Here is a 12,373-nt window from a genome sequence, read left to right as displayed (position 1 = left end):
GATGCAGCGCGCAACCTGGAGGAGATCAAGGGCATGTACGGACTGATCGGCAAGATGCGGGCGGCGCGCGGCCAGCGCGATGCGGTCATGGACGTGCTGCGCGAAAGCACCGGCGCTCTCCCCGGCTGCCTGAGCTACATCATCGCCACCGATCCGGCCGACGCCGACGCCATCTGGGTCACCGAAGTGTGGACCGACCAGGCGAGCCATAAGGCATCGCTGCAGCTGCCGGAAGTCCAGGCGGCGATCGCCAGGGCGCGTCCCTTCATCGCCGGCTTCGAGTTCCAGATCGAGACCCATCCCGTGGGCGGCTTCGGCCTTCCTGCGCCCGAAAAGGCCGGGTGACGAGGAACAGCTCTATCGTTTGTTTGGAGCACCTAATGCGGACCGTGAGCATCCACCATGCGAAGACCAATCTGTCACGCCTTGTAGACCAAGCAGCCGGAGGTGAGCCGTTTATCATCACCAGGGCAGGCAAGCCGTTGGTCAAGGTCGTGCCTACCGGTCAGCCTACCGCTGCACGGATGCGGCGTGTGGGCTTTATGGCTGGCCAGTTTTCCGTCCCCGAAAGTTTCGACAGCATGGGCGGCGAAGAGATCGAAGGGTTGTTCGGCACGGACAAGTGAGGGCGTTGCGGCCCCTGCCAACAAGGTGCCACGGGAAGTGCTCATGGGACGCCGTTTGAACGCCGTCGATCTTTCCGGCCGCGTCGCCGTGGTGGCCGGCGGCGCGCAAGGCATCGGCCTTGCGGTCGCCCGGCGCCTATTGTCGTCGGGCGCTAGCGTCGCCATCTGGGACGTCGACCAGGCCGCAATGACCAGGGCTATCGCCGAGCTCGCTTCGCTCGGCCGCGTTGAACCCATCCTCTGCGACCAGTCCCAGATCGAGGCCGTCGATCGCGCAGCCGCTGCGACTGAGCGCAAGCTTGGCCCCGTCGATCTCCTGGTCAACAATGCCGGCATTGCCGGGCCGGCGGCGGCCGTGGTGGACTACGACCCCGCCGTCTAGTGTCAGATCGTCGATATCGACCTCAACGGCGTCTTCTACTGCTGCCGGCGCCTGGTGCCCGACATGGTCGCGCGCAATTACGGCCGCATCGTCAACATTTCCTCGGTGGCCGGCAAGGAAGGCAATCCGAATGCCGCCGCCTATTCGGCCGCCAAGGCCGGCGTGCTGGCGCTGACCAAGTCGCTCGGCAAGGAGCTCGCCGGACACGACATCGCCGTCAACGCGCTGACCCCCTCGCCCGCCCGTACCAGAATTCTCGAGCAGCTCACCGAAGCGCAGGTCGCCTATATGCTCGGCAAAGTGCCGCGCGGCCGTTTCGTCGAGGTGGAAGAGGCCGCCGCCATGATCGTCTTCATGCTGTCGGACGAGAACTCTTTCACCACCGGCGCAACTTTCGATCTCTCCGGCGGCCGCGCGACCTACTGACCCCAAACTCCGGTCTTCAGCTGATGATCAGGCTTGCGATCCGGTCGCCGTTGAGCGTGAAGGCCATGTCGCCCTCGCCGCTGAAGCCGTTGCCGGTCACGGCGACGCGGGCATGGTAGACGCCGTCGCGCTCCGCGATGCGAATGATGCGAAGATTGGACTGCACGCTGATATTGTCCGACTGGCTCCAGTCGGCGATCTTCTCCCGGCAGTGGAAGGATCGACCCCAGTCGCTCAGGAAGGCCCCACCTATCAACGCAGCTCAGTCCAACCTGTGCATCAGATCGTCATCCAGCCAGCGGCCGAAGAAATAGACGAGCTGCTTGTGCCACCACGGCCAGTCATGGCTGACGTCGCCACCCCAGTAGTCGACCCAGGCCGGAATCGATTTGTCGCGCAGCACCTGCTCCAGCTCGCGCGTCTCGACCAGCATGCGCTCTTCCCAGGCGCCCTGGCCGCAGCAGAAGATCAGCCTGAGCGCCCTGAGCCGCCCGAGCAGCTTCTGGTCGACGATGCCGGGCAGATAATCGAGCGGCGAGTTGAAATAGATGTTGCCTTCAAGTACCCGGCCGAAGAAATCGCGGGCCGAATAGACGCCGGACAGCGAGATCACGCCGCTCGCCAGCTCCGGGAAGCGGAACACGAAATTGGATGAGTGGTAGCCGCCCATCGAGCAGCCGCAAAACAGCGGCTTCAAAACGCGGCCACCGTTGGACTTGGCGGCAACCGCCTGCAATTCCGGCAGCGATTCTTCGCGCACATAGCGGAAATAGGCTTCGTGGCGGGCGATGCGCTGCGCCGGGTCGGCATGCTTGTCGAAGAAGGATTCCGAGTCGATGCCGTCGAGCGTAAAGAGCTGGATGCGGCCGGTGTCGATGAAGTCGGCAAGCGCGCCGACGCCGCCCGAATCCTCGAACTGGTAGAACCGCCCTTGCGAGGTCGGGAACACCAGTACCGGACGCCCGGCATGGCCATAGCGCTTGTATTCCATGTCTCGGCCGAGATTGCGGGCATGGTCCTTGTGATAGGAGACGTCCATCGGCTCAGGCCTTTTCCGCGTGGATGTAGTCGACCGCCTGGCGCACCGCCTTCGGATCCTTCGAACGCATCTGGTAGGCGTAATTGCCCATGGCGCGGCTGAAGACCTCTTCGATAGCCTGATGATGGACGATCTTGTCGCCGTGGGCGGCTAGCACGTCCGCATGGCTGTGCAAATAGTCGATGTGGCGTTTGCGGCTGGCATAGGCGGTGAAATACTTGCCCTTGTAAGGACCGCCGGCCGCGTCCTTGACCACCATGTCGGCCCAGGCGGCATAGACGTCGATATCGAAGGTGTAGTTGATGGCGTCGGTCATCCAGGCGCCGGGAGGGCGCATATTGACCTCGAGCGCGATAACGCGCTTGTCGCTGGTTTCGAACAGCTCGATATGGAAGAAGCGCTCGCGCACGTCGAACGCCTTGAGGATCTTGCGGCCCGCCTCCTCGACTTCCGGGCTGATCTCGGGAAAGCAGGTGTAGCTCATATGGTGGTCGCGGTTGACCGCCTCCATGATGCTCTGATCGTAACGGTGGCTCGCCGTCAGCACCACTTCGCCGTCGCGGTTGACCAGGCCGTCGAAGGTCACCACCAGCCCTTCTATGAACTGCTCCATGACGAAGGTCACACCCTCCGGCTTGTCCTTGAAGAACTGGTCGAGCTCCTTGGCGTTGGAGATCTTGAAGGTGTTCGAGGCGCCGGAGCCGGAATCCGGCTTGACCACCACCGGAAAGCCAACGCGGCGGATGAAGGTCATGGCGCCGGCGCGGTCGGAGCATTTGCGCTGCGGGATGGTCTCCACGCCGCTCTTGCGGAAGAAAGCGCGCATACGGCTTTTCCGCTTCAAATTCTTCACGAAGTCGAGCTTGGTGCCGAAGATGTTGAAATCAGTGCGGATATTGGCTTCAAGTTCGAGCCAATGCTCGTTGAGCGACTCGAAGCGATCGATGCGGCCCCATTTGTGGATGAAGTGCCCCATCGCCCGGAAGACGACGTCGTAATCTTCCATGTCGGCGATGCGGTAATATTCCGAAAGCGCCGCCTTCAGCTTCGCGTTCAAAGTCTCGTAAGGCGCATCGCCGATGCCGAGCACAGTGGCGCCGGCCTTTTTAAGCCGGTCGCAAAAATCGGTGCCGTTGGCCGGGAAATGCGGCGAGAAGAACACGAAATTCATGGACGAACCCCTCCCCGGAGCTTCGCTCGGTAGCCAAGCCTTCGAAACCAAGTCTTCGAAACCAAGTCTGGCGCATTTGCGAGGCGCGGGGAAGGCTGTCCGCGCCGGCGGCGATATTAGGCAAGGCCATTCATCCATGCGTCCCGCTTGCCTCTGCCGGGCCGCTCCTGTAAGAGAGCCGACATGATCACGCGCGTTCGCTCCGTCGCCTCCTCTCGCACCGGCTTTGCCGGCGAGACCGCGCGCGCGCTCGCCTCGACCCTGCTTCTTCTCGGCCTTATCGGCGATCGCCGGGTTCGCTGAAGGAGCGCCCGGCGGTCGAAACCGCCGCTCAAGGCGCATGCTCCTTGGCCAGACTTTGGCAAAGTCACATCAAGCGAACGAATTTTTGGTAGAGGCGACGCTCGCCACCCATCCGCCTGAAGCGGGCATGCGGGCCGCCGGGAGAAACGACGATGAACGCACGAGAAGAAATCCGCGCCGGCGAGGCTGAAAACCGGAAGCGCGCGGCCGGCCACATGCCGGATGCAGCACGTAAATACCAATCCTACTCGACGGTCGGCCTGACCGACCGCACCTGGCCGAATAAGACTATCGACAAGGCGCCGATCTGGTGCTCGGTCGACCTGCGCGACGGCAACCAGGCGCTGATCGACCCGATGGGTCATGAGCGCAAGGCGCGCATGTTCGCCATGCTGCTCGATATGGGCTTCAAGGAAATCGAGATCGGCTTCCCCTCGGCCTCGCAGACCGATTTCGACTTTGCCCGCTGGTGCATCGATGAAGGCGGCGTGCCGCAGGATGTATCGCTCCAGGTGCTGGTGCAGTGCCGGCCCGAGCTGATCACGCGGACGTTCGAGGCGCTGAAGGGCGCGCACCGCCCGATCGTGCATTTCTACAATTCGACCAGCGAGCTGCAGCGCCGGGTCGTGTTCGAGAAGGATGTCGCCGGCATCAAGCGCATCGCCACCGACGCCGCCAAGATGATCACCGACATGGCCGCCAAGGCCGGCGGCGGCTACCGCTTCGAGTATTCACCGGAGAGCTTCACCGGCACCGAGCTCGAAGTCGCGCTGGAGATCTGCAACGCCGTCACCGAGATCGTGAAGCCGACGGCTGACAACAAGCTGATCATCAACCTGCCATCGACGGTCGAGATGTCGACGCCCAACGTCTATGCAGATCGCATCGAATGGATGTGCCGCAACCTCGACGCCAGAGAGAACCTGATCGTCTCGCTGCATCCCCACAACGACCGCGGCACCGGCATCGCCACCACCGAGCTCGGCCTGATGGCTGGCGCCGACCGCGTCGAAGGCACGCTGTTCGGCAATGGCGAACGCACCGGCAATGTCGATATCGTCACGCTGGCGCTCAACATGTTCACCCAGGGCGTCGATCCGGAGCTCGACTGCTCCGACATCAACCGGATGAAGGACGTCTACGAATATTCGAACCAACTGAAGATCCCGGAACGTCACCCTTATGTCGGCGAGCTCGTCTACACGGCTTTCTCCGGCTCGCACCAGGACGCCATCAACAAGGGCATGAAAGCTCTGAAGAAGGCCAACACCCCAATCTGGGAAGTGCCCTATCTGCCGATCGATCCGGCCGATGTCGGCCGCACCTACGAGGCGATCATCCGCATCAACTCGCAGTCCGGCAAAGGCGGCATCGCCTACGTGCTGCAGGCAGATTACGGCCTCAACTTGCCGCGCAATCTGCAGATTGAATTCAGCCAGGCGATCCAGGCGATCACCGATGCGGAAGGCAAGGAAGTGCCGGCCAGGCGCATCCATGAACGCTTCCTCGAAACCTATGTCGACCAGCCCGGCGCGCGGCTGAAGTTCCTCGACCATCGCACCTATCCCGACACTGCGGTGAAGGGCCGGCGCATGGTCGAAGCGGATATTCTCGACAACGGCAAGGAAGTGACCATCACCGGCTCGGGCACCGGCCCGATCGACGGCTTTGTCGATGCGCTCTCGCGCCATGTCGGCGTCGACATGTCGGTGCTCGACTATTCCGAGCATTCATTGCAGCGCGGCTCCAACGCCTCGGCGATCTCCTATGTCGAGATGGAGTATCCGGGCGGCAAACTGTTCGGCGCCGGTATCAACACCAACATCGTCGCCGCCTCGCTGGAGGCCGTCGTTTCGGCCGCCAACCGGATCATCGGCGGCTAGAGCAAATTCCGGGAAAAGTGTGAAGCGGTTAGGCTCGGCGGTTTCGCCGTAGCCTTCCGTCCGGAATTGCGGTCAAAAACAAAAAATTGAGCGGTTCACCGATCCGCGAAACGGTGAACCGCTCTAGCCGGATGATCTGATTCAGCGATGGAGCTGGCGCATTCCACCTTGCGCCACGCTTCAGAAGCGGATGCGAACATGCCATTCGTTAACCGCCTGAGGAATTTCCGGTGGCTTACGCGATCACATAATAGAAGCATCCTTGTGCGCCGGCGCGAGCACTATATTATCGCTCCCTAACCTGTGCCGACTTCGAAAGGATCGACACTTGGAGCATGCCCCGCCTGCCGCCCCCGCAGTGCGCGAGACATTGGAGCGACTGCTTGCCAGCGAAACGTTCGGACGATCCGAGCGTGCCCGCAGGCTATTACGCTATCTGGTTGAACGCGAGCAGGCCGGCGAGGCGGACAGGCTGAAAGGCGTTTCCATCGCCATGGACGTCTTCGGCAAGGACGGCGATTTCGACGCCTCCACCGATGCCGTGGTCAGGGTTCAGGCCGGTCGTCTGCGCGAGCTCCTGGAGCAGTATTTCGCCAATGAAGGTGTCGCCGAGCCGGTGCGCATCGCGATCCCGCGCGGCGGTTATGTCCCGTCCTACGAGCCGAACGCGATCCGCCTGCCTGGCGACGCCAGGTCCGCCTCCAAGACCATCGCGCAGCGGCCCGACGCTTCGGCCGCAGCCACTCCGGCCGCAACCGAACATCTCGACACCTCTGCCCCGGGCGAACCTGTAGCGTTGATGGCACCGGCAGCACCCGCCCAGTCGCTCACGCGGCAATTGCGGTTCTTCTGGGCTGCCATGGCTCTGGTCATTGTCATGCTCGGCGTGCTCATCGTGCGTCAAGGCAATGCCTTCCTCAACGGCGGCGACACTGCAGCGACAGTCGAGACGGCGCGCCTGGCCGGCACCGCCCAGTCCGGATTCGACTCCCTGCCGCTGATCTACATCGCAGTTAAAGCCGACGGAGCGGAGGCGGCTCGCGTCGCGTCGTCGCTGCGCGCCGGGCTTGCGGGTTTCGACACCATCGATTTCATCGGGCGCGATGCGGATTCGACGCGTGATCGGTCCGCCGATCCGATCAGTTTCGTTTTCGAAATTGTTCCCGGGCCCGCTGCCGGCGACGTCACGGTGGAGTTGCAGAGCGTCGGGACCGGGCGGGTGCTCCTGTCGCGCAACCTTACATCAGCCGAGAGCGCCCCTGGCGCGGTGGAAGGCAACGTCGCCAGCCTTCTCACCTCGACCGTTCCCGCTTCGGGCGCGATCTACAGCTACATCGACCAGAGCGACATCCGGACCAGCCAGATCGGGTGCCTGGTGCTCGACGACCGCTATTATCTCGACATGAGCGCCCAGACGCACGAAATTGCGTATCGCTGCCTGGAGAAGCTGGTCGGCGAAGGCACCAAATCGTCGCTTGTCTACGCGGAGCTGGCCGCGCTTCATGTGGAAGCCGTCACCGCGCACTATGCCTATCCACCGGAAGCGACGCTCGAAAAGGCCATGTCGCTTGCCCACCGCGCCGTCCAGATGGGACCGATGAGCCCGCACGCGCATCGCGCCTTTGGCTACCTCAACTCGCGTCTCGGCAACACGGACGAAGCGACCCGATTGATGCGAAAGGCCTACGAGCTCAACCCGTACGACCTCGGCATGGCCGCCGCCTATGGCTACGGGCTGATCTTCGCCGGCAAATATGATGAGGGAACGCCGATCCTGCGCCACGCGGTCGAAGCCTTCAGCGGCCATCCGACCTGGTGGGATTATGGCCTTTTCGTCGGAGCCTTCATGCAGGGCGATATGAAAAGGGCGGCCATCGCCAGCGAATCGCTGCGCACGACGGCATCAAAGTCGCATTACCTGGCCGCGCGCCTGATCGGCGCCAGGATTTCGGGACGCGACAAGCTGGCGGGCGAGCTTGCCAACGAGCTCACCGCACAATTCCCGAAGTTCGCCGCCGACCCGCGCGCGACATTCGTCGATCGCAAATACCCAGCGGATCTCACCGATCGGCTGGTTCAATCCTTGCGGGCCGCCGGGATCGGCAACCCGAGCTAATCCAACTCTCCACACTCATTTGGGCCACACGAATGCCGGAGCACCAAAGTATGACGCTGTGATCCGCCATATATTAGGACATTCTTGCGTATCGAGCGCCTGACGGGGCGCTCGGTCGCGAAAATTTTACTGGCCATCAATCCGGTTCGGGAGCAATTCAGCCACAATTTGAAGCCCCTGCCTTGTTCACCGCCCCATTTTTTCATGCGTCCATTCCCTTATGCCGTCGAAAGCGGCGCCGGTCCGAGGACAATCGTCCTTCTGCACGGGTTCGGAGCCAGTGGTGATATCTGGCGTGACGTCGCGGCCTCGCTGGCGGCGGAGGCGAGAGTGTTGGCCTACGATCTGCCGGGCCATGGACAGTCCCTGGAAAGCGAAGGCCTGGGCGGCGCCAAGCCGGCCGCGCGAGCCATCCTCGCCGATCTGGCCGCTCGCCGGTTGGGCAAGGTCCATCTCGTCGGTCACTCCATGGGCGGCGCGATCGCCACATCGATGGCGCTTGCCGACCCCGACAGGGTGGCCTCGCTTACGCTGTTGGCGCCCGGCGGTTTTGGCCCGGAAATCAACGCAGACTTGCTGCGCCGCTACGCCGCCGCTGCCGGGAGGAAACAGGTCCGCGCCAGCCTTGCCGCCATGTCGGGTCCGCGAAGCGTGCCGCCTGATCACGTGGTGGATGCACTCTGCCGGATGCGCACCCGACCGGGCCAGTTGCAGACCCTGATCGATATGGCGGCCGCGATGACGAGAGATGACCGGCAAGGGATCATCCCCCGCGCGCAGTTGGATACGCTTGACATGCCGGTCATGGTCGTTTGGGGAGCGGAGGATCCGCTGCTGCCGGTCGAGCAGGCCGAGGCGCTGCCGTCGCATTTCCATCTGCATCATGTCCTTGACGCAGGTCACATGCTGGTCGAGGAAGCTCCTGACCTGATCGCCGAAATCGTGCGTCGCAACGTGCGGCGGCGCGGCAGACGGTTGCGTCCACCGCTGGACGCTTCGGCGGGTTGATCTCTCCCGGACCGATCTCGAAATACCGTAACCGCTTCCGTCGGACCGCGACAGTCGCGCGGGTCGTCGTCGGCAGTGCATTTTGCCGGCGACTGTGGTAACTCGCTGTTAACCAACAGTGAGGCAGCCGCCATGAAGGATGCAGGCGACAAAATCACCCCGATCGAACCGTCGCGAAAGCTCGCCGATGCCGTACGCGACGTCAAGAACGCCTTTGCCGACCGCGATGACGTGGTCGTCGACATGCGCGAGGCGCACCGCATGCGGCTCGATCTGCTGGCGAGCGAGCTTGCCCCGGTCTTTGCCGATGTCCCGGCCGATATGGACAGCTTCGACTTCGCCGTCTCGTCCGGCCTGCAGCCGCGGCTATGGATCGATGCGGTGAGCCACGTCGCCATGGGACGCGACCGCCGCACTTATCGTTTCCTTAGGGATACGCGCGTCGGCCGCGTGGTGCTGGCCGAATCGACCGAGATGAAAGCCGTTGCCGATGCAGTGACGCGCTACGTGGCCGAGCGTGTCGTCGAGCGGCAGCGCATGATGGAAGGGAGCGTGGAGAGCGCCGTTCGCGGCTTGCATCGCCCCATGGTCCAGGAAGCGGAGCCGCCCATCCGATCCGAAAGCGGCCGCAATGGCTGGACGACCTTCTTCGCCGGCCTCGGCCTGATCGCCGCAGGCGCCCTTGTCGGCCTGGCGGTTTCGCTGGCGTTGTTTTGGGACCGCATCATGCAGATGAAGATCAGCTTCTGACGAGCTGGCGCGCCGTGCCGGCAGGCACATCGAGGTCCATGGCCTGCAGGTCGGCAGGCGGCAGGGCTGGCCCCGTCAGCCCGCGCCGGATCAACCGAAGACGCCAGTCGCCCTTTTCACCGTCGATCTCGAAGATGTTGTATTGCGCCGGCGGGTGTTTGCCGCCGGGCGCTTGGCCCGCGGCGGCAACCCCGACCACGGGCACCTTGGCGCCCCGTGCGCCGATGGTGAACAGTGACGGCAGATGCGAATGCCCGTGCAGGACGAGTTCCGCGCCATGCCGGCGAATGACCTTGTGAAAGCGCGTGATGCCGAACAGCCGCTTATGCTGCGGGACGGCGCCGCGCACCGGAGGGTGGTGGATCATGATGGCGCGGAACAGCCCTTGCTCCGCGGCATCATCGAGAATCTTGGCGAGCCGCTCGGCCTGCCCTTCCATGAAGAAGCCGTTGGCCATGAAGGGCGCGGTGGCGCGCGCCGTGGTGACGCCGATCAGCGCGACATTGCCGCGCACACGCAGATACGGAAACGAATTGCGGTCGACCGGACTGTTGACGCCGTCGCCCGTCATCCAGGGAGCCCACGACCGGCAGACCTTGTCGAAGGCGCCCGGCACATAGGCGTCATGATTGCCGGGGACCACGGAAACGTCATGCGGCGATCCAAGCGTCTCCAGCCAGTGCTTGGCCATCTCGATCTCGCCGTCGAGCGCCAGGTTGACGAGATCGCCGGTGACGGCGAGGTGGTCGGGTGCGCCGGCCTTGATGTCGGCGACGATGGTGTCGATCACCGCGTCGTGCATATGGCGGCGGCGATTGCGCTGCCAGTTGACGTAGCCCAGCACGCGCTTGGAGGCGAGGTCGCGATAGGTTACATCGGGCAGCGGTCCCAAATGAGCATCGGAAATATGCGCGAGCCTGAACATGGCCCCTTCTTAAGCGACGCCGACGAGGCTTTCCACTCACCGTTTGCTGTTCGCCCAAGCAGGTTCTGCAAAAATGTCCCACGGTTTTGCGGCCAGCGCCTGCGAAGAACAGGGAAAGCCAAGCAGACGTTCGTGGGGCAACCCACGAACATCTGCTTGGGGATCGTTGAATGAATCGCCCGGCCGATCCTGACGCGGCATTCCGCCAGACCGGCTGGCCGGGGTTGCGGGCAAGGCTGTTCCATTTTTACTTCCTGCTGCGCCGCCCGATGACGCTTGGCGTGCGCGGCCTGGTCTATGACCGTGCCTCCAACTCAGTCTTCCTGATCCGCCACACCTATGTTCCCGGTTGGCAATTGCCGGGCGGCGGCGTCGAGGTCGGCGAGACCCTTGAGGAAGCGCTGGCGCGCGAGCTGGCCGAGGAAGGCAACATCGCTCTGACCGCTCCGCCGGTGCTGAGATCGATGCACTTCAACCGCCGCCCCAGCAAGCGCGACCATGTCGGCCTTTATCTGATCGAATCCTTCAGCCAGACGGCGCCGAAACTGCCGGACCACGAGATCGCCGAAGCGGGTTTCTTCCCGATCGACCGCCTGCCGGAGGGCACGACGCCGGCAACGCTGCAGCGGATAGCGGAGATTTTTGGCGGCGAGCGTAACTCGGCTTACTGGTAATCACGCCGCCTTCCTGAACCTGTTGCGGTCATGCGGCGCGGCATAATCAAGCTCCGGCCCTGCCGGGACGATTCCCGTCGGGTTGATCGATCTGTGGCTGCCGTAATAATGCGCCTTGATGTGATGCAGGCTGATCGTGCCCGCGACGCCGGGCACCTGATAGAGATCGCGCAGATAATTCGACAGGTTCGGATAGTCGGCGATGCGGCGCAAATTGCATTTGAAGTGGCCGACATAGACCGGATCGAAACGAACCAGTGTCGTGAACAGCCGCCAGTCGGCCTCGGTGATGCGTTCGCCGGTCAGATAGCGCTGCTGCGAAAGCCGCTCTTCGATCGTATCAAGCGCCGTGAACAATTCGCCGAACGCTTCCTCATAGGCTTCCTGCGTGGTAGCGAAGCCGGCGCGATAGACGCCGTTGTTGATCGCCGGATAGACCAGCGCATTGATCCTGTCGATTTCCACGCGTAGCGCCGCCGGATAGAAGTCGAGACCGGCGTCGCCCCATTCGTCGAAGGCGGAATTGAGCATGCGGATGATCTCGGATGACTCATTGTTGACGATGGTCTCTTGCCTTTTGTCCCACAGCACCGGCACCGTCACGCGGCCTGAATATGCCGGATCGGCCTTGGCATAGACCTGGTGCAGAAAATCGAGGCCGTAGAGCGTGTCGCCCGTAGCGCCGTCCTCGGCTTTGAAGGTCCAGCCGTTCTCCCCCATGAAATGGTGCACCACGGAGACGGAGATGATGCCCTCCAGCTTCTTCAGGACGCGAAAGATCAGTGTGCGATGTGCCCATGGGCAGGCGAGCGACACGTAGAGGTGATAGCGGCCAGGTTCCGCCTTGAAGCCGCGCGTGCGGCCTTGCACCGGCGCGCCGTCGCGCGTGATCCAGTCGCGCCATTGCGACTCCGTTCGCACGAACCGGCCGCCGCTGTCGGTATTGGGCGCGCGATCCTGCCATCTGCCTTCAACCAGCAATCCCATGCGAAAAATCTCCCTTGGTTCGATATTATCTAGGTTGATGACCGGGTTGGCGAAGCCCTCAGCGGATGAACAGTTCGTCAAAC

Annotated in this window: 12 protein-coding genes and 1 pseudogene; 8 read left to right on the top strand and 5 right to left on the bottom strand. The window is 63.1% G+C overall.

Features of this window, described 5'->3' with window-relative positions; genetic code table 11:
- The first annotated feature begins 33 nt into the window (after nt 1–33).
- From FJ425_RS16055 to FJ425_RS16045, 3 genes and pseudogenes are all read left to right on the top strand, one after another.
- Nucleotides 34–345 carry a putative quinol monooxygenase gene (locus FJ425_RS16055; protein WP_095766458.1) on the top strand — a complete coding sequence of 104 codons (312 nt, stop codon included), beginning with the start codon at nt 34–36 and terminating at the stop codon, nt 343–345.
- A gap of 35 nt (nt 346–380) precedes the next feature.
- Nucleotides 381–626: a type II toxin-antitoxin system Phd/YefM family antitoxin gene (locus FJ425_RS16050; RefSeq protein WP_140724796.1), complete on the top strand. Its 246-nt coding sequence runs from the start codon at nt 381–383 to the stop codon at nt 624–626.
- Nucleotides 627–681: 55 nt separating this feature from the next.
- A pseudogene (locus FJ425_RS16045) lies at nt 682–1,434 on the top strand (SDR family NAD(P)-dependent oxidoreductase).
- Between the two features lie 16 nt (nt 1,435–1,450).
- Here the strand turns inward: FJ425_RS16045 and FJ425_RS16040 are convergent.
- The 3 genes from FJ425_RS16040 to FJ425_RS16030 are packed head-to-tail and all read right to left on the bottom strand — an operon-like array spanning nt 1,451 to nt 3,644.
- A complete protein-coding gene (locus tag FJ425_RS16040) occupies nt 1,451–1,690 on the bottom strand; it encodes a nuclear transport factor 2 family protein (protein ID WP_140724793.1) in 240 nt (79 codons plus the stop codon).
- Between the two features lie 6 nt (nt 1,691–1,696).
- A complete protein-coding gene (locus tag FJ425_RS16035) occupies nt 1,697–2,473 on the bottom strand; it encodes an alpha/beta hydrolase-fold protein (protein ID WP_140724790.1) in 777 nt (258 codons plus the stop codon).
- 4 nt (nt 2,474–2,477) lie between these two features.
- Complete coding sequence (locus FJ425_RS16030) at nt 2,478–3,644, bottom strand: ATP-grasp domain-containing protein (protein ID WP_140724787.1); 1,167 nt, start codon at nt 3,642–3,644, stop codon at nt 2,478–2,480.
- A gap of 455 nt (nt 3,645–4,099) precedes the next feature.
- Here FJ425_RS16030 and leuA point away from each other — a divergent pair, with 455 nt between their 5' ends.
- From leuA to FJ425_RS16005, 4 genes are all read left to right on the top strand, one after another.
- Nucleotides 4,100–5,830, top strand: a complete 1,731-nt coding sequence (gene leuA / locus FJ425_RS16020; RefSeq protein ID WP_140635343.1) for a 2-isopropylmalate synthase — start codon at nt 4,100–4,102, stop codon at nt 5,828–5,830.
- 328 nt (nt 5,831–6,158) lie between these two features.
- On the top strand, nt 6,159–7,946 hold the full coding sequence (locus FJ425_RS16015) for a hypothetical protein (RefSeq protein ID WP_140635341.1): 1,788 nt from the start codon (nt 6,159–6,161) through the stop codon (nt 7,944–7,946).
- Nucleotides 7,947–8,150: 204 nt separating this feature from the next.
- Nucleotides 8,151–8,954: an alpha/beta fold hydrolase gene (locus FJ425_RS16010; RefSeq protein WP_140635481.1), complete on the top strand. Its 804-nt coding sequence runs from the start codon at nt 8,151–8,153 to the stop codon at nt 8,952–8,954.
- Nucleotides 8,955–9,086: 132 nt separating this feature from the next.
- A complete protein-coding gene (locus FJ425_RS16005; RefSeq protein ID WP_140635339.1) occupies nt 9,087–9,704 on the top strand; it encodes a hypothetical protein in 618 nt (205 codons plus the stop codon).
- Here FJ425_RS16005 and FJ425_RS16000 read toward each other — a convergent pair.
- Nucleotides 9,694–10,629: a metallophosphoesterase gene (locus FJ425_RS16000; RefSeq protein ID WP_140635337.1), complete on the bottom strand. Its 936-nt coding sequence runs from the start codon at nt 10,627–10,629 to the stop codon at nt 9,694–9,696. The genes FJ425_RS16005 and FJ425_RS16000 overlap by 11 nt on opposite strands.
- Before the next feature lie 170 nt (nt 10,630–10,799).
- On the opposite strand from FJ425_RS16000, the gene FJ425_RS15995 reads away from it, so the two are divergent.
- A complete protein-coding gene (locus FJ425_RS15995) occupies nt 10,800–11,303 on the top strand; it encodes an NUDIX domain-containing protein (RefSeq protein ID WP_140635335.1) in 504 nt (167 codons plus the stop codon).
- On the opposite strand, the gene FJ425_RS15990 is transcribed toward FJ425_RS15995, so the two are convergent.
- The gene (locus tag FJ425_RS15990) at nt 11,304–12,290 is read right to left on the bottom strand and encodes a glutathione S-transferase family protein (protein WP_140724784.1); all 987 of its coding nucleotides are present in this window, start codon (nt 12,288–12,290) and stop codon (nt 11,304–11,306) included.
- Nucleotides 12,291–12,373: the final 83 nt, after the last annotated feature.

The organism is Mesorhizobium sp. B2-7-2 (assembly GCF_006440775.1).
Classification (GTDB): Bacteria; Pseudomonadota; Alphaproteobacteria; order Rhizobiales; family Rhizobiaceae; genus Mesorhizobium.
This window is presented reverse-complemented; position numbering and strand designations above follow the sequence as displayed.

Excerpts from the sequence above, each read along its gene's own strand:
- FJ425_RS16055 (WP_095766458.1), top strand. The coding sequence starts at position 34 with ATGTACGGACTGATCGGCAAGATGCGGGCGGCGCGCGGCCAGCGCGAT.
- FJ425_RS16050 (WP_140724796.1), top strand. The coding sequence starts at position 381 with ATGCGGACCGTGAGCATCCACCATGCGAAGACCAATCTGTCACGCCTT.
- FJ425_RS16035 (WP_140724790.1), bottom strand. The coding sequence starts at position 2,473 with ATGGACGTCTCCTATCACAAGGACCATGCCCGCAATCTCGGCCGAGAC.
- FJ425_RS16030 (WP_140724787.1), bottom strand. The coding sequence starts at position 3,644 with ATGAATTTCGTGTTCTTCTCGCCGCATTTCCCGGCCAACGGCACCGAT.
- leuA (WP_140635343.1), top strand. The coding sequence starts at position 4,100 with ATGAACGCACGAGAAGAAATCCGCGCCGGCGAGGCTGAAAACCGGAAG.
- FJ425_RS16010 (WP_140635481.1), top strand. The coding sequence starts at position 8,151 with ATGCGTCCATTCCCTTATGCCGTCGAAAGCGGCGCCGGTCCGAGGACA.
- FJ425_RS16005 (WP_140635339.1), top strand. The coding sequence starts at position 9,087 with ATGAAGGATGCAGGCGACAAAATCACCCCGATCGAACCGTCGCGAAAG.
- FJ425_RS16000 (WP_140635337.1), bottom strand. The coding sequence starts at position 10,629 with ATGTTCAGGCTCGCGCATATTTCCGATGCTCATTTGGGACCGCTGCCC.
- FJ425_RS15995 (WP_140635335.1), top strand. The coding sequence starts at position 10,800 with ATGAATCGCCCGGCCGATCCTGACGCGGCATTCCGCCAGACCGGCTGG.
- FJ425_RS15990 (WP_140724784.1), bottom strand. The coding sequence starts at position 12,290 with ATGGGATTGCTGGTTGAAGGCAGATGGCAGGATCGCGCGCCCAATACC.